19 protein-coding genes are annotated in these 22,126 nt (G+C 38.4%); 12 read left to right on the top strand and 7 right to left on the bottom strand.

Annotated features, from left to right (window positions below):
* Positions 1-104 precede the first annotated feature (104 nt).
* The 4 genes from C9J42_RS06780 to C9J42_RS06765 all read left to right on the top strand — a co-directional run bounded on the left by C9J42_RS06780 (position 105) and on the right by C9J42_RS06765 (position 4,098).
* The gene (locus tag C9J42_RS06780; RefSeq protein ID WP_005367504.1) at positions 105-587 is read left to right on the top strand and encodes a YajQ family cyclic di-GMP-binding protein; all 483 of its coding nucleotides are present in this window, start codon (positions 105-107) and stop codon (positions 585-587) included.
* Positions 588-1,181: 594 nt separating this feature from the next.
* Positions 1,182-2,471: an HAAAP family serine/threonine permease gene (locus C9J42_RS06775; RefSeq protein WP_107301814.1), complete on the top strand. Its 1,290-nt coding sequence runs from the start codon at positions 1,182-1,184 to the stop codon at positions 2,469-2,471.
* 139 nt (positions 2,472-2,610) lie between these two features.
* Entirely contained in the window at positions 2,611-3,237 is a 627-nt protein-coding gene (locus C9J42_RS06770; RefSeq protein ID WP_107290341.1) for a DNA-J related domain-containing protein, read from the top strand.
* A 114-nt stretch (positions 3,238-3,351) separates the two neighbouring features.
* Positions 3,352-4,098: a YdiY family protein gene (locus tag C9J42_RS06765; protein ID WP_107245305.1), complete on the top strand. Its 747-nt coding sequence runs from the start codon at positions 3,352-3,354 to the stop codon at positions 4,096-4,098.
* Positions 4,099-4,200: 102 nt separating this feature from the next.
* Here C9J42_RS06765 and lpxL read toward each other — a convergent pair whose 3' ends face one another.
* Together lpxL and C9J42_RS06755 are read right to left on the bottom strand one after the other, a co-directional pair.
* Positions 4,201-5,133, bottom strand: a complete 933-nt coding sequence (gene lpxL, locus C9J42_RS06760) for an LpxL/LpxP family Kdo(2)-lipid IV(A) lauroyl/palmitoleoyl acyltransferase (RefSeq protein WP_107301813.1) — start codon at positions 5,131-5,133, stop codon at positions 4,201-4,203.
* Between the two features lie 227 nt (positions 5,134-5,360).
* Positions 5,361-6,287, bottom strand: a complete 927-nt coding sequence (locus C9J42_RS06755) for an LpxL/LpxP family Kdo(2)-lipid IV(A) lauroyl/palmitoleoyl acyltransferase (protein WP_107261550.1) — start codon at positions 6,285-6,287, stop codon at positions 5,361-5,363.
* Between the two features lie 364 nt (positions 6,288-6,651).
* On the opposite strand from C9J42_RS06755, the gene C9J42_RS06750 reads away from it, so the two are divergent.
* Both C9J42_RS06750 and C9J42_RS06745 read left to right on the top strand, forming a co-directional pair.
* Positions 6,652-6,945, top strand: a complete 294-nt coding sequence (locus tag C9J42_RS06750; protein ID WP_107205888.1) for a helix-turn-helix domain-containing protein — start codon at positions 6,652-6,654, stop codon at positions 6,943-6,945.
* A 79-nt stretch (positions 6,946-7,024) separates the two neighbouring features.
* Positions 7,025-8,110: a site-2 protease family protein gene (locus C9J42_RS06745; RefSeq protein WP_107301812.1), complete on the top strand. Its 1,086-nt coding sequence runs from the start codon at positions 7,025-7,027 to the stop codon at positions 8,108-8,110.
* Positions 8,111-8,190: 80 nt separating this feature from the next.
* Here the strand turns inward: C9J42_RS06745 and C9J42_RS06740 are convergent, their stop codons facing one another.
* Positions 8,191-8,547, bottom strand: a complete 357-nt coding sequence (locus C9J42_RS06740) for a YajD family HNH nuclease (protein ID WP_005367488.1) — start codon at positions 8,545-8,547, stop codon at positions 8,191-8,193.
* 455 nt (positions 8,548-9,002) lie between these two features.
* Here C9J42_RS06740 and C9J42_RS06735 point away from each other — a divergent pair, with 455 nt between their 5' ends.
* The 4 genes from C9J42_RS06735 (at position 9,003) to C9J42_RS06720 (ending at position 15,041) form a co-directional block, all read left to right on the top strand.
* Positions 9,003-9,671, top strand: coding sequence for a DUF2760 domain-containing protein (locus C9J42_RS06735; RefSeq protein WP_199188044.1), 669 nt, complete (start codon positions 9,003-9,005; stop codon positions 9,669-9,671).
* On the top strand, positions 9,671-11,506 hold the full coding sequence (locus tag C9J42_RS06730; protein WP_107301811.1) for an Hsp70 family protein: 1,836 nt from the start codon (positions 9,671-9,673) through the stop codon (positions 11,504-11,506). Before C9J42_RS06735 ends, C9J42_RS06730 begins: the two co-directional genes overlap by 1 nt.
* A gap of 151 nt (positions 11,507-11,657) precedes the next feature.
* On the top strand, positions 11,658-14,510 hold the full coding sequence (locus C9J42_RS06725) for an Hsp70 family protein (RefSeq protein WP_107301810.1): 2,853 nt from the start codon (positions 11,658-11,660) through the stop codon (positions 14,508-14,510).
* 327 nt (positions 14,511-14,837) lie between these two features.
* Entirely contained in the window at positions 14,838-15,041 is a 204-nt protein-coding gene (locus C9J42_RS06720) for a hypothetical protein (protein ID WP_005367479.1), read from the top strand.
* Between the two features lie 124 nt (positions 15,042-15,165).
* On the opposite strand, the gene C9J42_RS06715 is transcribed toward C9J42_RS06720, so the two are convergent.
* The 3 genes from C9J42_RS06715 to C9J42_RS06705 form a co-directional block, all read right to left on the bottom strand.
* Entirely contained in the window at positions 15,166-15,999 is an 834-nt protein-coding gene (locus C9J42_RS06715) for an ABC transporter (protein WP_107205883.1), read from the bottom strand.
* On the bottom strand, positions 15,996-16,868 hold the full coding sequence (locus C9J42_RS06710) for an ABC transporter ATP-binding protein (protein WP_107205882.1): 873 nt from the start codon (positions 16,866-16,868) through the stop codon (positions 15,996-15,998). The genes C9J42_RS06715 and C9J42_RS06710 overlap by 4 nt, the downstream gene beginning before the upstream one ends.
* Positions 16,869-17,433: 565 nt before the next feature.
* Positions 17,434-17,739 carry a hypothetical protein gene (locus C9J42_RS06705; protein ID WP_107205881.1) on the bottom strand — a complete coding sequence of 102 codons (306 nt, stop codon included), beginning with the start codon at positions 17,737-17,739 and terminating at the stop codon, positions 17,434-17,436.
* A gap of 555 nt (positions 17,740-18,294) precedes the next feature.
* Between C9J42_RS06705 and C9J42_RS06700 the strand changes: the two genes are divergently transcribed.
* Positions 18,295-19,308, top strand: a complete 1,014-nt coding sequence (locus C9J42_RS06700; protein ID WP_107301809.1) for a ribonuclease T2 — start codon at positions 18,295-18,297, stop codon at positions 19,306-19,308.
* A 563-nt stretch (positions 19,309-19,871) separates the two neighbouring features.
* Positions 19,872-21,374 carry a sodium:alanine symporter family protein gene (locus C9J42_RS06695; protein WP_107205879.1) on the top strand — a complete coding sequence of 501 codons (1,503 nt, stop codon included), beginning with the start codon at positions 19,872-19,874 and terminating at the stop codon, positions 21,372-21,374.
* 68 nt (positions 21,375-21,442) lie between these two features.
* On the opposite strand, the gene C9J42_RS06690 is transcribed toward C9J42_RS06695, so the two are convergent.
* Complete coding sequence (locus tag C9J42_RS06690) at positions 21,443-22,024, bottom strand: glutathione peroxidase (RefSeq protein WP_107245314.1); 582 nt, start codon at positions 22,022-22,024, stop codon at positions 21,443-21,445.
* Positions 22,025-22,126: the final 102 nt, after the last annotated feature.

Below are 22,126 nucleotides of genomic sequence, written 5' to 3'. Positions count from 1 at the left end.
AAAGAGAGGCATAGATTGCTTCTCCTTCATTAATAAACGGTATACTATTCGTGTTAATGTAGATGGGAAATATTCCCTTAGACTTATGATAAGAGGCCATAAACATGCCATCTTTTGATATTGTTTCAGAAGTAGATTCCGTAGAAATCAAGAATGCGGTAGACAACTCAAAGCGTGAATTAGACACGCGTTTCGACTTCCGTAATGTTGAATCAAGCATTGAATTAAATAAAGAAATCGTAAAAATCACATCTGAGTCTGAATTCCAAGTAGACCAAATTGTTGCAATTTTACGTAGTAACCTTGCTAAACGTGGTGTTGATGCTAATGCGCTTGAGCGTAAAGCAGTCACTTTCTCAGGTAAAACTGCGTCTCAAAATATTGAATTTAAGCAAGGCGTAGAAACCACAAACGCGAAGAAATTAGTGAAAGCGATTAAAGACGCTAAACTGAAAGTTCAAGTTTCTATCCAAGGTGAGAAACTGCGCGTAACGGGTAAGAAGCGTGATGATCTACAAGCGACTATGTCACTGGTGCGTGAACAAGAGTTAGGTCAACCATTCCAGTTTGATAATTTCCGCGACTGATTTTATCCAAATAGTTAAAAAAGGAAGGCTCTTTGCCTTCCTTTTTTTAAAACTTTTTTTGCATGCATTAAAATAATATTGTAAAAAATATACCCAAGACGCATTATTCAAAAATATAGTTTAAAAGTCATTTTAATCATACAAATTGCATATTTTATCCAATATATACACTTTTATGACATAAAACCCCTACCATTATCACTACATAATAATGTTATTAATATAACGTTAACGCACTTGCATGCTTTTTAAGCAAACGTAAATTTTTTCTCTGCAAAATTTGTTGAACCCAAGTTTTTTCCCCTATAATGCGCGCTCTTCGATAAGGGGACTATTTACAAGGTTATTATAAGAGAGAATCACAGCAGACATTGTTTATAACTTGCTTGATGTAAGTATGGAAACACAAGATCGACAACGGACCCGTCACTGAATATAGAGTATATATCCTATATTTCACCATCAAATCGCACGTTCACTACTTCTTATTTTTTGAAGCTTTATCTGTTGCTCTTCGCGTATGCGACCAAGGAAGATCAGAATAACTCAGCCCTTTGAAAGTTAAACATAATACTTATAAAGGAGATGTCCATTATGGACACCGCACAAAATTTAACGGCGACGACTTCTGCACAAAACAAAAAATTAGGGTGGAGCAAAAGTGATACATTATGGATGCTTGGCCTATACGGTACCGCCGTGGGTGCAGGTACTCTATTTTTACCCATTAATGCGGGTGTTGGCGGTTTAATTCCATTACTTGTAATGGCCGCTCTTGCATTTCCAATGACATTCTTTGCCCACCGTGCGATGACACGTTTTGTGTTATCAAGTTCGAATCCGGGTGCTGATATTACAGAAGTTGTTGAAGAGCATTTTGGTAAGGGCATGGGCAAAGTGATCACATTACTTTATTTCTTTGCTATCTACCCCATTCTATTAGTTTATAGTGTTGCACTAACAAATACTGTTGAAAGCTTTATGCTTAACCAGTTAGGTATCGAGCCACCAGCACGTGCAATTTTAGCGTTAGTATTGATCCTTGGTTTAATGGCAATTGTTCGTTTAGGTGAGCAGTTAATTGTTAAAGCGATGAGTATCTTAGTATTCCCATTCGTTGCTGTATTATTAATGTTGGCACTGTTTCTTGTACCGTACTGGAATGACTCTATCTTCCATAACATCATCCCAGCAGACGGTGGCTTAAACTCAGTAATGCTTGCTGTATGGTTAATCTTACCGGTAATGGTTTTTTCGTTTAACCACTCACCTGTTATCTCATCATTTGCTGTAGCTAAGCAAAAAGAATACGGCGAAAACGCAGAGCGTCAAAGTTCACGTATTCTAGCCCGTGCACACATTATGATGGTATTAACCGTAATGTTCTTCGTTTTCAGCTGCGTATTAAGCTTATCACCTGAAAATCTAGCAGAAGCTAAAGCAAATAACGTATCGATTCTAACTTACTTAGCGAACCACTTTGATACACCGATCATTGCTTACGTTGCGCCGATTGTAGCAATTATTGCAATTACTAAGTCTTTCCTTGGCCACTACTTAGGCGCCAGTGAAGGCCTAAATGGTTTAGTAATCAAAGTTACTCGTGATAAGAATAAAGAGATCTCAAAAAAAGTACTAAACCGCTTTACAGCAATCTTTATGCTAGTAACAACATGGGCTGTAGCGACACTAAACCCAAGTATTCTCGGTATGATTGAGAGCTTAGGTGGCCCTATTATTGCGATGTTGCTTTTTATTATGCCAATGTACGCAATCAAAAAAGTACCATCCATGAAGAAATACTCAGGCGCAATCAGCAATGTATTTGTGACGGTTATCGGCCTTGTTTCTATCTCTGCAATCTTCTACTCATTATTTATATAATGTATAAACAATGAGTTAAAAGGCTAGCTTAGTGCTAGCCTTTTTTATTTTTAACTCTTACCACTCTCAATATTGTTAAAAATTTGCTACATTAATCATAACGTATGCCATTTTTTATGACTTAAATATTGGGAAGCCAATGACTAATCAGCCAATTGATTTTCAACTCGAACACGAGAACCCGCTTATTTGGCCGATCCTGTCCTTACTGCAACACCAACCAAAAAACTGGATGATCCACACCCTTAGCCAAGCATTACGTGAAAAAGAAATGTTAGATACGCTTGATAGTGACAGCAATAAGGATCTCTTCAAACGTAATTTCTTATTAATGAATGCACTCTACCAACTGCAGATTTTATTGTTTCCAAAACAGTGGCTACAAGTTCAAGCAATGGATATTCAACTGCTTAATATTGTTTATCAGACCCATCATATAGAACAAGAAGATCCGCTACGGGAGTATTATTTAGACTGGAAGAACTATCATGCTAATGGCGATGCGATAGAGCAACTACTGAGCTCTTTTTGGCGACGATACCAGCAACATATTAATAACCAGCCAATTAATATTACCACGACATCCATTGATGATGATTTTGATTTATTTTCTTTATCCAATACAGCATCACTAGCGGAAGTCAGAAAACAGTGGCGTCGTTTAGCATTACAATGGCACCCTGATCGTGAAAATGGTGATAGTGAGAAATTCAAACTACTTTATAACGCTAACCAACGATTAGTTAATTACTTAAAGAATAGATAGCGACACTGATAATCATACGACTGATATTTCACACATAGCTATCACACAGTTCTGACAGCACATTAACCTTCATCACCTACATTGTCCGCGACATTTATTTTTGGCTGCGAGACAATGAAACGATACTCTATATTGCTACTTTCCCCCCTTTTGTGTCAGATGGCTTTCGCAACAACGTCATCCAATACAGCACAAAGTACCCCAGCCTTTGATGGTTCAGCAAAGCTGGGCTTTATCTATTCAAAAACGACCAACACTTCTATGTCGTTAAATTCCGGTACTGATTTTAATTACGATAAAAATAATTGGTCGAATAAATTATCATTAAGCTCTTTTTATACCGATAGCACTAAAGAAGAAGATGGTGTTAATAAATACCAAATAGCACTAAAAAATGAATATGCTATCGGGCCTCATTCTTTTACTTATTTAAGTAATACCTATAACCACGATCAATTTGGCACATACCACAGTGAATATATTGTCTCGACCGGTTTAGGCTACAAATTTTATAACACCAAAACAACAAAACTAACGGTTGGTGGTGGTCCGGGTTATCGTCATAGTCGTCGCCAAAAAAATGATCCCGATTATCCAAATCAAACTGAAAAAAACATGATTGCCAATGTATTCTTGCGTGCAAAAAAACAGTTCACTCCGACTTTTTCTGCTGGGCTTGAAAGTAATATTGACTATGGTCGTTCAAATACAACCTATGATGTAAAAGCCTTTGTAAAGAACCGATTAATTGATCATATTGCACTCATGTTAGATACCCAATATATCTACAATACAGAAGTAGCAAGTGATAAAAGTAACGATGAGATATACAGTACGGTCAGTATTACTTACGACTTTTAATATTTTCCCTGATAGAAAATATTAGGTTAGATATAAAAAAGCCGAAGATAATAACCTTCGGCATTTCTATTCTCTCTTTATATATTCGCTATCTTTGTCTAACTACTTATATAAACATGGTTCACCCTCTGGGCGGGTTTTAAAGCGGTGATGTAACCACATATATTGCGAAGGTGCCGCCAAAATAGAGTGCTCTACCGCTTTATTAATATAAGCTGCAGCGGCATCTGGGTCGTTGTGTGGAAATCCTTCCAACGGTGGAAATATTTTCAACGTATATTGACCACTATCAGTATCACGGATCATCGCAAAAGGTAATGGCACCGCATCAGTATTATCAATCAATAAACTGGTACCTGTCGTTGTACACGCTTGCTCTACCGCAAATAAAGGTGCGAATGTGGAATTTCGGCCACGACCATAATCATGATCGGGTGCATACCACAGCATTTCACCCTGTCTTAAATCCTGAAACATGCCTTTTAAATCTTTACGATCACGCATATGTTTATTTGAACGGACACGCCCTTTAAATTGAAAGAAATCAAAACATGGATTGTTATTAGGACGATATACGCCGACACCTGGCGTATGTAAACCAAAAGCACGCGCACCTAATTCAAGGTTCAGTGAATGAACAGCAATTAACAAGATCCCTTTTCCTTGTTCTTGCAGCTTATAAACATGCTCTAAACCTTCAACCTTAACGTGGCGCTCAACCCGTAAGTCAGGCCAAAACCATGCCATACTGGTTTCAAATAACGCTAGGCCAGTATTATCGATATTTTGTTTAATAAGCTTATTACGCTCATTAATATCCATATCTGGAAAGCACAACTCTAAATTACGCTCAATCGTTTTACGTCGGTCACGCATAAAATGCATTACTAAACGTCCAACATTTTGACCTAAGCGAAATTGTATAAAATAAGGCAACCAACTAATTAAATACATCACTGCCATAGATATCAGAACAGGCCAATATCTAGGATGTAAAAAAGATGAAGTAAACGTTGGAGCTGTGAACTTTCTCATAGCGACGATAATCCCGTTACAATGTATGTCTGCTTAGTGAAGTATAAATTTCTAATTATATTGATAGTATTTCTAAGCAGTTAGTAACAGTATTTTATGTTGAGTTGTGGAATAGTTGCAAGCTCAAGTGTGATCATCATCGCAAATAGACAGCTTGCGTTAAGATTTTGAAAAATAAAAAACCTGCAATATTTGCAGGCTTCAAAGTATTAATCAGATAGCTTAGGTTATTTATACAAGCATTCTTGCCCTTCTGGGCGAGTTTTAAAGCGACGATGTAGCCACATATATTGGCTAGGCGCAGCCATAATTGATTCTTCAACAATTTTATTGATGAAGGCTGCAGCTGCATCAGGATCTTTTTTCGGAAACCCTTCAACCGCTTTACGTAAGGTTAGTGTGTAATGCCCTTTATCGTCTCTTACCATAGTAAAGGGTACGATAACGCAATCAGTATTATCAACTAACAAACTTGTACCTGTTGTTGTACACGCTTGCTCTACTGCAAATAATGGCGCAAATGTTGAACGACGACGACCATAATCATGATCGGGTGCATACCATACTCGCTCACCCGTTTTTAATGCCTGCAACATTGATTTTACGTCTTTACGATCAATCAAAGTACGGTTTGAGCGTGAACGACCTAAATACTGAAAGTAATCAAAACAAGGGTTACTATTAGGACGATAAACCCCCATACCTGACATTTTAATGCCAAACGCACGCGCACCTAATTCAAGATTCATTGAATGCACAGCAACCATTAATGCGCCTTTGCCTTCTTTGGCAAGTTGTTCCATTTGTTCAAGACCCACAATTGTCACATGGCGATTCACGCGTTCATCAGACCAAAACCATGCCATGCCAGTTTCAAACAGGCCCATACCTGTATTATCGATATTTTCTGCAATTAAACGTTGTTTGTCTTCTTCCAGCATCGTAGGAAAACATAGCTCTAAATTACGCTCAATTGTACGGCGACGTTTTTTCATCAATTTAATCGCTAGGCGACCGATGTTTTTACCCATCATTAATTGCCATGAGTACGGAAGACAACTCAGCAGATACATTACGCCAACGAGAATAAGCGTCCCCCAATAACGGGGATGAAGAAGAGATAGGGTAAATTTTGGAGTGTTATTTTTTGTCATATTTATAGCCTTCTGCCTCCTATCGTGCAAAAAGACAACAGAACGCATAATCATGTAGACGGACATAATAAGCGGTTAACAACTAATGAGGTAGTAAAATATTGTAAATAAATTATTTCCCCTAATTCATTTGATATACATCTCAATATTTACTCATAACATCGTACTAAAAGAATCATTATTGTAAGTTGGTTTTATTTAAAAATTCGTTAACCAATTAAAAAATAAATGTTTATTATTTAAAATTAGCTCATAATTAAAGGTATTAGTTCATTTTGTAATAAGTTTAAATTTTTACAAAAATAGAACATAAGTTTATTGACTTATCCCCCAGGGTAATTTTTCAACTCAACGGAATCTGTATATGGAATTAAGCAAAACAAAATCGAGTTTTTATCGTCGTCTTTATATCGCTTATTTAATCGAAAATGGCATTAATAATGTCCCTAAAATTATTGCCTTTTCAGGTATGCCTCGCCGTACTGCACAAGATACTATCAAGAGCTTGATTGAACTTGATATTATTTGTCAATTTACCCAAACCAAGGGTGAGCGACATCAAACAGGCCATTACAGCATTGAACAATGGGGAGCGATTAATAAAGACTGGCTTAACCAGAATATTGAACAGATAAAAGTAGCACTAGATTATCCATAACTCGTTACACATTTACGCTATAACATTGTGCTTTTTTCCGTATAATTTTCTCACTCACCTTAGATAGACAGGTAACGCATTGGAACTGCTTCAACTAGATGACTTTTTAGGTAAACCGCTTCGTTTAGAAGGTTCACTTGCAGGCTGGCAACAGTTGTTCTGGGACAACACGCTAGTTTCACAAAAAGATGCTTCAGCATCAGATAATAACAATTTTCATCACCAATTTGCGCTTCAAAATGGCGATGAAACCATTGAATGCCAGCTATCAGGTAATCTTTCATGGCAACCTTTTTTGATCAGTTACCAAGCGCAAGTGAATAACCAAGTTATCGCGCAGGGTGAGCGTAACGAAAAAGACATAGAGCGCCAAACGCCTCATACACCAATTGTTGCTGAAAGAAGATTCAGCATAATTGGTCTAGTCTCGCTCGGTATGAAGGCATTAAAAAGTGCCAAGCTGATCAAAGTGGTATTAGCGTCAGCCAGCCTTGCTGCCTATTCTTGGCTTTTCTCATTTCAGTTTGCTTTAGCACTTATCGCTTGTTTAGTTTTTCATGAATACGGTCACGTCCGTGCCATGAAATATTTTGGTATGAAAACCAAAGGTATTTATCTTGTGCCTTTTCTTGGTGGGCTTGCGCTAAGTGATGAGAAAATAAATACTCGCTGGCAAGATGTGGTTATCTCTATTATGGGACCACTCTTTGGTTTGATCATGTCTTTGATCTGTATGGTTGCCTATTGGATCACTGGCGAGATGTTCTTTGCAGGTCTCGCGGTATTTAATGCTTTACTGAATTTATTCAATCTACTGCCTATTTTACCGTTAGATGGTGGACATGTACTGAAAAGTATCAGCTTTTCTATGAACAGTAAGCTTGGCATTATTCTATGTGCCGGCGCGGCTATTGGTGGTGTCATTCTCAGCTATAAACTAGGATTAACCCTCTTTGGTTTTTTACTTATCATGGGCTGTATTGAAATTATTTTTGAGTGGAAGCAGCGTCATCATAGTCATTTGCTACCACTTGATCGCTATGGACAGATTTTCTCTTTTGTATGGTATGTCGGTCTGGTTTCCTCACTAATGGCAATTATTTGGTACTTTGCAAGCATGGGCGATACCTTGCTGAGCTTGCCATTGCAAATTCTAGGCACCTAATAGATTTTCCTAAACGATAGATACAATAAAGGGACGAATTATCGTCCCTTTCATTTTTTCTAACGGATACAAGCAAGCTATTACTTTTTGCCTTTTTCCATCATTGCTTTTAAATCTGCAAATGGGTTGAACGTAGCAGCTTCATGCTCATTTTCGCCAGCACGGATCACACTACTTTGACCGTTATCCGCATCAGTATATTTCTCATGCTCATGGTCGTGACAGAATAAACAAAGTAGTTCCCAGTTACTGCCATCTTCTGGATTATTAGTATGATCATGATCTACGTGGTGAACGGTTAATTCACGGAGATTTGAATATACAAATTCACGAGAACAACGACCACATACCCACGGGTAAATTTTTAATGCTTTTTCACGGTAACCCGCTTCTTTACGTGCATAAGCGGCACTGGTGCCGTAGAAATCAGATGACATATCTTGACCTATCTTCTAACACAACAGCCCATACACTTAAGAACTATCATGCTTTAGTACTAATTTTGCTGTATTGAACCACCACCAAAGTGGTTATATCAAGCAATTCTTTTAAGATTAATGACCTTGTTATCGAATTTTAAGCCATATCTTTTTAATACAATCAGTTAGCTTGAAAACGTCACCCTCCATCCCCATTTTAGCTACATGTCAGAACATCGATGTGTCAAATACGCTAAATACACTAGTATTTAACGTAATATATTGATTGCAAATTAGGCTAAGAAACCGTTTGTTCTCGCTTTTAAGCAAAAAAACACGCTCTAGTAGGCATCTTTTGCATACGTCTATGTTAATATTCGACTAATTATTTGAAGCTGATTCACACTTAATATTTAACCGAATCGCCCTTTAACCGCTAAGAGTAAACAAATATGGCTTTTGATTTTTCTAAGATGCACGTTGATTTGTCGGCAGTGCCAACTACTATCGACATGGGTCACGCATGGTTAGGCGCTCTAGTTCTAATTCTATTGGTTATGTACCTCACGAAAAAAGGCAAGCCAGTCGAAGTTGAAAAGATTATCGAAAAAGAAATCGAAGTAGAGAAGATCGTCGAAGTTGAAAAACCGGTTGAGAAAATCGTAGAAAAGATTATCGAAAAACCCGTCGAGAAAATTGTCGAAGTTGAAAAAGTTGTTGAAAGAATCGTTGAGGTTGAAGTTGAACCTAAGCTAAAAACATCGACCCCTGATGCTGCATTACAACTTCTTTCTCTGCTTCAACAAGAAGCGCGCTTTATCGACTTCATGCAAGAAGATCTTAAAGGCTATGCTGACGCCGATATCGGTGCCGCAGCACGTGTTATTCACGAAGGCGGTCATAAAGTATTAAATGAATACTTCAGTTTTGCGCCAGTTCGCACTGAAGAAGAAGAGACACGTATTACCCTGCCACAAGGCTTCAACGCATCTGAAGTTCGCCTAACAGGTAATGTGGTTGGTGAAGCACCATTTAACGGAACTTTGATCCACCGTGGCTGGAAAGTAACAGAAGTTAAATTGCCTAAATTGGCAGAAGGCCACGATGCACATATCATCGCAGCCGCTGAGGTAGAATTATAATGCAAGACACACAACAACACCGTTACAGCGTTGGTATCGATTTAGGTACAACACACTGCGTACTCTCTTATGTTGATCTTCAAGATGAGAACGCTGATGTTACGGTTATGCCCATCCCACAATTAACCAATCCGGGTAATGTGGAAGAAAAGAACCAGCTTCCATCGTTCATGTATCAAGCACATGAATCTGAACTGGCTGAAGGTGATACTGCACTTCCTTGGAATGCAAAACCGAATGCGATTGTGGGTACAATGGCACGTTCATTAGGCAGTAAGACTCCTATCCGTCTTATCTCTAGTGCGAAAAGCTGGCTATGTCACGGCGGCGTAAACCGTCGTGATGCATTCTTACCATTAAATAGCCCAGAAGAAGTGGTCAAAGTATCACCTCTTGAAGCCACACAACAATATCTTGAGCACATGGCTGATGCATGGAACTTCCAGCATCCTGAAACGCCTATTTTTGATCAAGACGTAACGATTACTGTCCCAGCGTCGTTTGATCCCGCAGCGCGTGATTTAACCGCAGAAGCAGCACGTAATGTTGGCTTTAAGTACCTTACGTTGCTTGAAGAGCCACAAGCGGCAGTATATAGCTGGATTAAAAACAACGATGAAAGCTGGCGTGATCAAGTATCCGTTGGTGATATCATCCTCGTGGTTGATATCGGTGGTGGTACAACAGATTTATCGTTAGTCGCTGTAACTGAAGAAGACGGCAACCTTACTCTGAATCGTGTTGCTGTTGGCGATCATATCCTGCTGGGTGGCGACAACATGGACTTAGCTCTGGCTTATCGTTTAAAGATGAAGCTAGCGCAAGAAGGCAAACAGTTACAACCTTGGCAAGTATTGGCGATTACGCATGCATGTCGTGATGCTAAAGAAGCATTACTTAATGATGCTGAATTACAAGCAATGCCAATTGTTGTTCCTAGTCGTGGTTCTAAACTACTTGGCGGCACACTTCAAACTGAACTGACTCAAGAAGAAGTACAACAGACACTTGTTGAAGGTTTCTTCCCACAAACATCTGTTGAAGAGCACCCAGTTCAAGCAGCACGCGGCGCATTAACCCAAATGGGCTTACCTTACGCACAAGATGCGGCGGTATCTCGCCATGTAGCAAGTTTCCTTAGCCGTCAAAGCCAAGCGGTTGATGAGCTTTTTGAGCAATTTGAACAAATGCATGACGGCTTCATCCGTCCTACTGCAATTTTGTTCAACGGTGGCGTTTTAAAATCTAACCTATTATCTGATCGCCTACTAGGTATCATTAATAGTTGGTTAACTACAGGTGGTTCAGAGCCAGCTAAATTACTTCAAGGTTTAGATCTTGATTTAGCGGTTGCAAGCGGCGCGTCCTACTACGGCTCTGTTCGTCAAGGTAAAGGCGTTCGTATCCGTGGCGGTATCGCAAGTAGCTACTATGTCGGCATCGAAAGTGCTATGCCTGCAATCCCAGGCATGGAGCCGCCACTTGAAGCGCTATGTGTCGCACCATTTGGTATGGAAGAAGGCTCTCAAGCTAACGTACCAAGCCAAGAGTTTGGCTTAATCATTGGCCAACCCGTACAGTTCAAGTTCTTCGGTTCTACAGTACGCCGTGATGATGTTGCTGGTACTCATCTTGATTGGTGGCAACCTGAAGAGATGGAAGAATTACCATCGATTCAAATGACACTGCCAGTATCTGATGGCCGTACCGTAGGTGAAGTGGTTCCTGTTAAGCTAGCATCACGCGTAACAGAATTAGGGACACTTTGTCTTGAAGCGATTTCGACTGATAACGGTCAGAAATGGCAGGTAGAATTCGACGTTCGCGAAAGCTAATATCGAACTAACGGCGCATCTTTTGATGCGCCGTTTATCTATATACATACTCGTGGGTTTATAGTTATAACAATACACAATCATCTACCTTCTGTAGGGCTTTCATTTATTCCCACTTGTCAATTTTCCTATTTTACTTTGTGGAGTCGTCATGCCTTCATCTTCCCCTCGCTATTTAGTCGGTATCGATCTAGGGACAACGCACACCGTTGTAGCTTACGCTGAAATTACAGATGACCTTGAAAATAGCCCAATGCATATTTTCAATATCGATCAACTTATTGCACCGGGCGAAGTCGCTCGTAAACCTCTACTGCCCTCTTTCCGTTATCACCCCGCTCAAGGTGAAATGGATGCAACTCAACTTGTCTTACCATGGAACCCTGAACCGGTTAACGGCGAAATTGATACCGTGATCATTGGTGAGTTAGCGCGTGAGCTGGGTGCAAAAGTTGAAGGTCGCCAAGTGGTGAGTGCTAAGAGCTGGCTATCTCATCCCAACGTTGATCGTAACGAAGCTATTTTACCTTGGTCATCAACCGCATCTAAATCAGATGTTAAGAAAGTTTCTCCTGTCATTGCTAGTGCCAGTTACTTAAACCATGTTCGTCAATCATGGGATTATCACCATAAGAATGCCAAGCTTGCCGATCAAGAAGTAGTGATAACTGTGCCTGCATCATTTGATGAAGCCGCACGTGCGTTAACACTACAAGCAGCAGAGTTAGCAGGATTAAAAAAAGTCTTACTGCTAGAAGAGCCGCAAGCAGTATGTTACGACTGGTACGCGCAAAATAAAGATAACGCTGATGAATTATTAAAAGACATACCACTATTAATGGTGTGTGACGTAGGTGGTGGTACAACGGATTTAAGCTTAATAAAAGTCGGTAGCAAAGATAATAAGCTAACCCTTGATCGTATAGGGGTTGGCGATCACTTAATGCTTGGTGGGGATAACCTTGATTTATCCCTTGCTCATGTTGCCGAGCAACGTCTGAACGGTGAATCAAACAAACTCAGTCAATCTGCGCTATCAAAACTTATACAGCAAACACGTAAAGTGAAAGAAAGCTTATTATCAGGTAATGCACCAGATACAGCAAAAGTAACCATGTTAGGTAGCGGCTCACGATTGATTGGTGGTGCCAAAAGTATTGAGTTAAATCGTGACGAAGTGCATCGCATTGCGCTTGACGGTTTCTTCCCTATGACAGCATACAGCGAGCAACCAAGCCAACGTCAAGCGGCTATGGTCGAATTTGGCCTACCCTATGCGGCAGATCCTGCTATTAGTAAACATATTGCACAATTTATCGATCTTCATGATCATGTGTGCCGCGATGCGTTCAAAGAAAATGGTATTGAAATCGATGACGATAAACCAGCGATTCCTGTTGCCGTACTGCTAAATGGTGGTGTCTTTAACAGCCCATTACTGACTGAGCGCACACTTAACGTCATTTCATCATGGCGCGACGATAGCAGTATTACAGAGCTTAAAAACCTACATCCCGATCTTGCGGTTGCCTTTGGTGCGGTTGCTTATGCCAAAGCCCGTCATGGCGCACAACTAAAAATTGGCGGTGGCTCTGCCCGTTCTTTCTTCCTTGTTATTGGTCAAAATAAAGACGTAAAACAAGGTATCTGTTTATTACCAAAAGGTATTGAAGAAAGTACTGAAGTTAACTTAACTCATCGTAAATTTGCTTTAACCTTGGGTGAGCCCGTGCGTTTTAACCTTGTTTCTACCACTGATGAAAAATACTCAGAAGCCGGTGAACTGGTTGAAATTATTGGTGATGGTTTTGTTACTCTACCGCCATTTATTGCGACTCTTGATAGTGAACGAGATCGTAGCGAATTAGCGGCAAACCAGAAAGATCGTGAAGAGGTAACCTTAGCATGTCAGCTAACTGAAGTCGGCACCCTTCAGATCGAAGCGGTTAGCATAGCAGATCCCAAAAAACGCTGGAAAGTTGAATTTGCGATCCGAAAAGATCTCGCAAAATTACATCGTGGTGATGTCGACAGCACCCTTGCTGAAAGTGAGCTTCCTCCACGAATGAATGACGCCATTGATGCTATCAAAAAAGTTTATGGTGGCAGCAAGAATAGCGATAACAGTAAAGCGGCGAAAACGTTGCGTAACGATCTGGATAAGATGCTGGGAAAACGTGATAACTGGGAAACCCCCTGTTTACGTGAATTAGCTAACGCTCTGTTAGAAAGTAAAAAGCGTCGACGTCGTTCAGATCTTCATGAGCGTAACTGGTTAAAACTTATAGGCTTTACCATGCGTCCGGGTTTTGGCTACCCTGCTGATGATTTCCGTATGAATGAAATTTGGGCATTGTACCAACAAGGTATTCAATTTGAATCCAATACCCAAACTTGGTGTGACTGGTGGACCTTCTGGCGTCGTGTTGCCGGTGGTTTAACCCAAGAGCAACAATTAGTGATCTATAAAGACATTGCTAAATACATCACTCCTGGTGCTAGTCGTAATGCCAAACTGAATAAAGAGCTTCAAGAACGTAGCTATGAAGACATGGTACGTTTAGCCGCCTCACTTGAACATTTGCCTTTTGACAAAAAGCTTCAACTTATTGAGTGGTTATTTGGACGCTTACAGAAAACCCAATACGCACAAGCGCATTGGTGGGCGATTGGACGTATTGCTACACGTACGCCTTTCTATGGTTCAACTCATAATCTTCTCTCGGCAGAACATGTCTCTTTCTGTTTACCAGAGCTGATGGAGCTTGATTGGCGTAAAGAACCCTATATTGGCTTTGCGGCTGTTATGATGACGCGTAAAACGGGTGATCGTAACTTAGATATCAATGATGCTTTACGACAGCAAGTTATTGATAAACTTAAAGCAAGTCGTGCACCTGAAAGCTGGATTGAAATGGTATCAGAAATTAAAATATTAACTGAAGATGAAACCAAGCGCGTCTTTGGTGATGCTTTACCTAATGGTTTAAGATTAATTGGCTAATCTGCTAATTTATAAAAGTTAACCTTACTTTTAATTAAAAGGGTGAGTTTTTACTCATCCTTTCATCATTTATGAAATATAACATCTGTATTTTATTACTTATCCGTTGATAAATATAAATAAACAAAGAGAATCTATTAAAATTATGAATCAATATCTACTTTTAATAACGAAAGCCTAATCTATTAATCTTCTGTTAAGGTTCATCTTGTTATTGTCTTATTAACAGCATTTGTTTGCTTGTTTTATTAACAAGTAAAGCTATTGGGGGACTCCCTTTAGCCCCTCAATAAAGACATTTAAATATATAGAAGAGTAGAAGTCGCTATGAATAATTCTCAATTCCACATCATCGCACAACGTATTTTTAAGTCAGAAAATCAACGTGTTGCAGTAGCAGCTGTTGTTTTTGATGGCCTATCAAGCTATGAGGCTGAAAAACGTTACGAACTTCCTAAAGGCACATTATCACGTAACGTGCGCAAATATAAAAATGAAGTAAAGTACATTGAATCTGTAACAGCAGCTTAATCTAAATTATAAAATAATAAGCTTTCCCATGCATATAACTGTATAGATAAAAAAACAAACGAAAGCTTAATACCGGTGCGTAAAAAAAGGAGAGTTGATACTCTCCTTTTTTATTGTCTACTGTTTATTTTCCCGATCTAAATCTGACAGTGAGAATAAAGAAAATAACCGCAATAATGAATAATCCCATCAATGTTGGGCTACCTATTGCCATTAATGTCCCCCATGGGTGATCACTCATTAATATATTAATTGACAGATTGTTGACTTGACTTATCCAATCGCCAATGGCACTTGAATTAAAAACAATAGATCCCATTATTTTAATAAGTAAGATAATCACAAATATTGTAATTAAGGGATGCTCATTAAATTGAGAAATAAAGAATATAATACAAGCGACAGGCAATAACGCTAAACTCATGGCTGCCATTGTCGATATAAATTCGCCATAATGCTGCCCCAATGCCACAAGATTAACTGAATAGTCCGTTAATAAACTTTGTGGAAGAAACCATTGTCCGACACACCAAACAGTAAGATCAGCAAACAACAATAGGAAAGAAGTAATAATCGGTATAATCACTAAGGCAAAAATAAGTTTTACAGCTATCGCTTTAGCATCCGATACTGGCATTGAATGCCAAAACGCTAAACTGCCCTCTTTTCTCTCTTTCGACAGTGTTCTCGCTGTGTAGGTGAAAAAGCTCACTAATGTCACCAACCCTGCCAGCATGAAATTAATTAGCCCGGCAATACCCGCAAAAGAATCGCTATGAGTAAAATTTGGCGACCAATTTTCTAACCCTGATGATTGCACATTAAATGAGAAGTTCTGGCTATTACTCATAATTAATATGATGCAAATAATCGAAAAAGCAGCAAGAAACAGTGGTAAGCGAGTGACAAGCTTATGCTCAAGCAATTCTTTAGTTAACAATGCTTTTATTGGGTTCATAAAGCCTCCTGTTGCTTGGCAATAAATATATCAGCAAGACTTGGCTTAGTAACTGTACCTAACATTGCTAATTCAGTTGGTGAAATATTTTCAAACAATAAACGGTGTTGGCCTAAACCTACTTTACAACTAATCGGTTTTAACTTTTTCGCTTGATCAATATGTTGATCATCAACCGAAAGGATATTAAAACGCTCAGATAAATCGCTAAGTTGTCCTTGTAAAACAGTTCGCCCTTTTTTCAACACCAACACATTTGTCAGCATATGAGCTATTTCATCAACTTCATGACTTGCAATAATCAACGCTCTTTCGCCCTCATGGAACCATTCCATTAAATAACGATAGAAGGTTTCACGGTACATTAAATCAAGGCCTAGCGTAGGCTCATCAAGAATTAAAACATTCACATCTGTCGCCATCACAAGTGCAAGATGCAACTGTACTTTCATCCCTTTAGATAACGCAGCAATTTTACTTTTTAATGAAATATTGGTTTGAGCTAAGTATGCTGTCATCTTCTGTTGATCATAGCGAGGATGTACACCTTGTACATATTTCATCACTTGCTTAACAGTCATCCATTCAGGTAATACTGCAACATCCGATATATAGCCAAGACGCTCTACAATTTTTTCCCGTTGTTTTTGTGGCTCTAGACCAAAAATAGTTAATTCACCACTATGGTTATGCATCCCCAGCATTGCTTTAATTAATGTCGACTTTCCTGCGCCATTATGCCCAAGTAAGCCTAAGACTTGTCCCGATTTTAACTCAAAATTAACATCACTTAATACTTCATTATTTTGGTACGCTTTACTGATGTGTTGGGCTGAGATAAATGTTAGATCTACAAAACTTTTATTCACGTCCGCTTCCTTTGGAAATACCTAATAACGGTTATTTATTGGCTTGCTTATAGTAAGAGTAACGAGAAGTTCGGCAATGAATCAACTGTTAATAAAAGAATGGCTTTGCATCGTTTGATTTTTATAATGAAAATCGACAAAATTTGAACGTCTTTGTATTTAGATGAAATATATGAAGATAAAAGTTAATCGTACTCAGCCTAGCAATAAAAGATCTCATTTATGCAAACGGATAAATAAGAAACGCCTTTATGAAGGTAAATAGCATTATAAATTTATTCTTCTCACGATTATTTAGCTAATGTCGAATTATCATTTCATTAAAAGAAACATCGTGGAAAATTGGACTATCAAGTAATATAGATAGGCTAATAGAAGGCATGAACAAGCGTACACAGAGCATTGAATAAGCATACGCTCTGCATACGACAGCAATTCGGAGTAATAAAGCAATCTATTATGAATGCGATATATAATTTACATATAAAAGACGATACAAACCTTGTTGTATATTCTATATATAATTATCATTCTTTTTATAAATCAATAAACTGCTTGTTACTGTTTAATCTTCATATTCATCATCTAACAGCTCATAAGGAGAAACATCATCTTTTTCCATCATGGCTAATATTTCAATCATACGCGTTTGGCGTGATTCTTGTTTAAATTCATGCAGAACAGCAATAAGGTTGTTTATTTTTTGGAGTGGTATTCTTTTAATCACTGCTTTTTGACGACCTGGGACTTCATCGGCAAAATCAATCAAAATTTGGCGGTAGTCGACACGTGTTTCTTTAACAACGCCCGTCTCTTCTACACTCTTTAACATTGCACTCAGCGCTTTTTCTGCAGCTGCGAAACTATCCATTAATTACCTCGAGGACACAAATTCGCTACGGTAAAAGTACCGTATCATTTATTCGTAAAATTACTAATACCAAGCTTGATTTTGCATTAGTTTCTACATATTTAGTCTTAATGATATTAACCTCCCAACAAAGGATCGTGGGATGATAACTGTAAACACTAATGAGTTGTTCACCAAGTAGGTCTTATGCTTTAATTATAATTGAAATTTACAATTTCGTATAACAGGGAGTGTTACTTAGACAGATATTACTCTCTGTTTTGATGATTGTGAATACATAATTAAGTAAAAATTTAATTCATAACTTAGAACACACTGGCCACTAATAGAATTGTACAAAAAAAAAGGGCACAATAATGACTCGTCATTCATATTTATAACCAGAATCACATATTGATTATTGTCACTATCATGATGTTTCAATTGAGATTTGTCTAGATAGACTGGTCGATAGCTAAAATCTAACTTTTACAATGACAAAAAGTCACAACTATTAAGGTTTATAAAATAATAGACTATAGTTAGCGCCATATCATCTTTGTTATAGGTTTTACTGTGCGTAAACATCAACAAACACTAACAGCGCTTTGCTTAGGTACACTTTTCTCTTTCTCTAGTTTTGGCTCTTATGCCTCTATTGCCACATCTGGTGGTTTTACAGCAACACAAAATTGCGAAGCCTTCCAATCCTTTCGTAAGCAAACGAACCCTGACGACACTAAACTTGTCGTCGGTAAACAATATCAAATAAAGGCACTCAATGAACGCGATTATCGCTGGGTTCATATACTTGTGCCAGATGCTAAACCTGCTGTTCGCTGGGTAAGTAAAGATTGCGGTACTGTGGATTTAAGCCAAAGCATCAGCGCCCCCGTCAAAAAGCATGACAACAAATATTCGAACTCTCGTAAAAGTTGCAGCACTGTGGGAGATTTTGATTCTTATGTCTTAGCACTTACTTGGCAGCCAGGTTTTTGTGAACACTTTCGCTATAAAGGTACAAAGCCTGAATGTAATGCAATTAACGATGGTAAGTTAAAAATCACCAACCTAACATTGCATGGCTTGTGGCCGAATAAAGCCAGTTGCGGAACCACCTATGGTTACTGTGATCGTTACGCTCGATTAGACCTTTCTCGTAATACCATAAACCAAATTGCACCGTGGATGCCTAACTTCTATTACCAAACAAAGTTTGGTGAATATGAGTGGAAGAAACATGGTACTTGTCAAACGCGTGATGCTAACGACTACTTTATAACAGCAACAAAACTGGTTGAAAAAGTAGACGCCTCTCCTATTGGCTTATTTATTAAAGACAATATAGGTCGTAACGTTTCTGTATCTAGTTTCAAGAAGAAACTCGTTGCCAGCTTTGGTAACAATGCCGTTGATCGTATCAGTCTATCTTGTACTCAGGGTAAATACCTCAATGAAGTACGCCTTAATTTAGGAAAAGATATCGATTTGAGTAAACCTATTGTTGATTTACTTAATGCTGGTCCAAAAGGCAGAGCGTTTTACGGAAACTGCCGTAAAATAATTTATATCGAAGATTCTGGTAAATAATATAAAAGGGATAAACATTGTTTATCCCTTACTCTTCACATGTATATTCTTATACAGTGTAAATGTCATTCAATATAATCATATATATGACTATTTATCTCCATTTACACTCCTCTCAATCTACTGTTAATTCTCTTATCTCGCGCTTATCAAAAAATAAAATGCCACTTAAAAATCTTAAATCGCTCGAATATTCTTAACCTGTGATAATGCACAGTGTTTATTTGAGTAAGTTCACTATCACCGCATACAAAAATATAACTAATTGATTAAAATAAATAAAACACTGTAACACACAGCGAAATGTAACGCGTTACATAGAATTGATTCTTTTTTTGTGATATAAACCCACTTGGATTTTTAGTGATTCGTGCTACCTTTCATCGCCTTTAGAGCAGCTAAGTCGGTGAGATGGTTGTGATATGTTCACTATAGAATATTCATTCATATTAATTATAAAAAATACCATCATACAAGCCGATAAATTAAGAACACTCACTAAATATGAATGTTCCTATTCACTTAATTATCTTGATGATTAAGTTTTATTTACAGGAAAAATTATGAATTCTACGAATGAAAATTTGCTTACAACTATTAACGATAGTCTGTTAGCAATCATTGGTTCAATCAATGGTGTACTGTGGGGACAAGTATTAGTGTATTTACTCGTAGGCGTGGGTATTTATTTCTCTCTACGTTTAGGTTTTATACAAATCCGTCAATTCGGACATGCGATTAAGGTGCTTAGAAGTGGCCGTGAACTTGAAAATGGAATCAGTTCATACCAAGTATTTTGTACATCAATGGCGGCGCGTGTTGGTACCGGTAATATGGCAGGTATTGCAGTAGCCTTAAGCATTGGTGGACCTGGTGCTATTTTCTGGATGTGGGTTATAGCTTTATTTGGTATGGCAACCGCGTTTATTGAATCCACTCTTGCGCAAGTATACAAAGTAAAAGACGTTGATGGTCAATATCGTGGCGGCCCTGCTTATTATATGGAAAAGGGCTTAGGCAAGCGTTGGATGGGAACGCTATTTTCTATCTGCTTAATTATCGCGTTTGGCTTTGTATTTAACGCAGTTCAAGCAAATACGATTACAGATGCGCTTCACCACTCTTTTGGTTTTAATGAAACAACTCAAGGCATCGTACTCGTCATCTTTTCTGCTTTCTTTATTATGGGCGGTCTTCGCCGTGTTGCTTCAGCATCAGCTAAAATTGTTCCTGTGATGGCAATTGGTTACCTCGCTATTGCTGTTATCGTCGTAATAATGAATATCACAGAAATCCCTGCTGTTCTTTCTCTTATTGTGAAGAGTGCATTTGGCTGGCAAGAAGCGGCTGCAGGCGGTGTCGCATTTACAATTTCACAAGCAATGCAAACCGGTATTGCACGTGGTTTGTTCTCAAATGAAGCGGGTATGGGCTCGGCTGCTAATATCGCAGCAAGTGCAACACCAAACCCTAACCACCCAGCCTCACAAGGCTTTGTACAAATGCTAGGTGTATTTGTTGATACTATTGTTATCTGTACTGCATCTGCTGCGATGATCATGCTTTCTGGTGTGATGGATATGCCAAATGCGGGTCAAGGTATTAGCTTATTACAAACCGCACTGTCTAACGAATTAGGTAACTGGACAACATACTTTATTGCCGCAGCAATCTTGTTATTTTGTTTTTCATCAATTATTGCAAACTACTCATACGCTGAAACAAATATCATGTTCCTAAATGGTAATACCAAAAAAGGTCTGATGCTTTTCCGCTTGTGTGTACTAGGCATGGTGATGTTTGGCTCAGTCGCTTCTCTACCTGTGGTATGGAACTTAGCTGATGCATCCATGGGCTTAATGGCATTTGTTAATATCGTAGCGCTAATTTTCTTATCAAAATTAGCTATCCGCGTTATTAAAGATTACGAGCATCAGATAAAACAAGGAAAAACGCCTGAGTTTGACCGTTCTAAATTCCCAGAGCTTGAAGATCTTGACGGTGCATGGCACCCAGATACCATTGCGAAAGCGCGCCGTAAACACGGTAACCATTTCACTAAATAATCTATAAGCGCTTTTAAAAGCCAGTATTGATATTCAATACTGGCTTTTTTCTTTTCTAATCTCCGATATTACATCTTCAATTGTTGCGTAATTGCAGCAACCATTTCATCACTTGTTGGTGATAGACTTGATGGAAATACGCCGACTACTTGCCCTTGTTTATTTAATAAATACTTTTGGAAATTCCACCCAACCGACTTACCAGACTGTGCGATTAAATGTTTATAGAATGGATTGGCCTTACTTCCCTTAACACTTGTTTTTGTCATCATAGGAAACGTTACGCCATAATTGCTATAGCAGATATTAGCCGTTTGCTGATCGCTACCTCTATCTTGCTTAAAGTCATTAGATGGAAAACCAATAACCACCAATCCCCTGTCTTTATACCTTTTATATAATTCTTCCAGCTGTTTAAATTGAGGTGTAAAACCACATTGGCTAGCCGTATTCACCACTAATACCACTTTGCCAGTCAATTGCTGGCAAAAATCATAATACTCATCGCTATTGAGTTTCTTTAAAGGATGTTGATAGAGCGTTGGGCAACTTGAAGCATTCGCTGATGTTGTAACAAGAGAAGTAAAAAGGATCGAACTTATTAATAAAATAAGTCGTAAAATAAAACGATTATTACTAACCACTTGCATGCTGTTTCCCTTCTATTTATCAATTAATTATTTAGCTAATTAGTCAACAATACGAAAAAGGGCTAAAGAAAGTTTATATCTTTAGCCACTATTGAAGAGAAT

Source organism: Photobacterium sp. GB-56, from assembly GCF_003026105.1.
GTDB lineage: Bacteria > Pseudomonadota > Gammaproteobacteria > Enterobacterales > Vibrionaceae > Photobacterium.
This window is presented reverse-complemented; position numbering and strand designations above follow the sequence as displayed.

Bases quoted from the DNA above. Each gene is read 5' to 3' on its own strand.
- C9J42_RS06780 (WP_005367504.1), top strand. From the start codon at position 105: ATGCCATCTTTTGATATTGTTTCAGAAGTAGATTCCGTAGAAATCAAG.
- C9J42_RS06775 (WP_107301814.1), top strand. From the start codon at position 1,182: ATGGACACCGCACAAAATTTAACGGCGACGACTTCTGCACAAAACAAA.
- C9J42_RS06770 (WP_107290341.1), top strand. From the start codon at position 2,611: ATGACTAATCAGCCAATTGATTTTCAACTCGAACACGAGAACCCGCTT.
- C9J42_RS06765 (WP_107245305.1), top strand. From the start codon at position 3,352: ATGAAACGATACTCTATATTGCTACTTTCCCCCCTTTTGTGTCAGATG.
- lpxL (WP_107301813.1), bottom strand. From the start codon at position 5,133: ATGAGAAAGTTCACAGCTCCAACGTTTACTTCATCTTTTTTACATCCT.
- C9J42_RS06755 (WP_107261550.1), bottom strand. From the start codon at position 6,287: ATGACAAAAAATAACACTCCAAAATTTACCCTATCTCTTCTTCATCCC.
- C9J42_RS06750 (WP_107205888.1), top strand. From the start codon at position 6,652: ATGGAATTAAGCAAAACAAAATCGAGTTTTTATCGTCGTCTTTATATC.
- C9J42_RS06740 (WP_005367488.1), bottom strand. From the start codon at position 8,547: ATGTCATCTGATTTCTACGGCACCAGTGCCGCTTATGCACGTAAAGAA.
- C9J42_RS06735 (WP_199188044.1), top strand. From the start codon at position 9,003: ATGCACGTTGATTTGTCGGCAGTGCCAACTACTATCGACATGGGTCAC.
- C9J42_RS06730 (WP_107301811.1), top strand. From the start codon at position 9,671: ATGCAAGACACACAACAACACCGTTACAGCGTTGGTATCGATTTAGGT.
- C9J42_RS06725 (WP_107301810.1), top strand. From the start codon at position 11,658: ATGCCTTCATCTTCCCCTCGCTATTTAGTCGGTATCGATCTAGGGACA.
- C9J42_RS06720 (WP_005367479.1), top strand. From the start codon at position 14,838: ATGAATAATTCTCAATTCCACATCATCGCACAACGTATTTTTAAGTCA.
- C9J42_RS06715 (WP_107205883.1), bottom strand. From the start codon at position 15,999: ATGAACCCAATAAAAGCATTGTTAACTAAAGAATTGCTTGAGCATAAG.
- C9J42_RS06705 (WP_107205881.1), bottom strand. From the start codon at position 17,739: ATGGATAGTTTCGCAGCTGCAGAAAAAGCGCTGAGTGCAATGTTAAAG.
- C9J42_RS06695 (WP_107205879.1), top strand. From the start codon at position 19,872: ATGAATTCTACGAATGAAAATTTGCTTACAACTATTAACGATAGTCTG.
- C9J42_RS06690 (WP_107245314.1), bottom strand. From the start codon at position 22,024: ATGCAAGTGGTTAGTAATAATCGTTTTATTTTACGACTTATTTTATTA.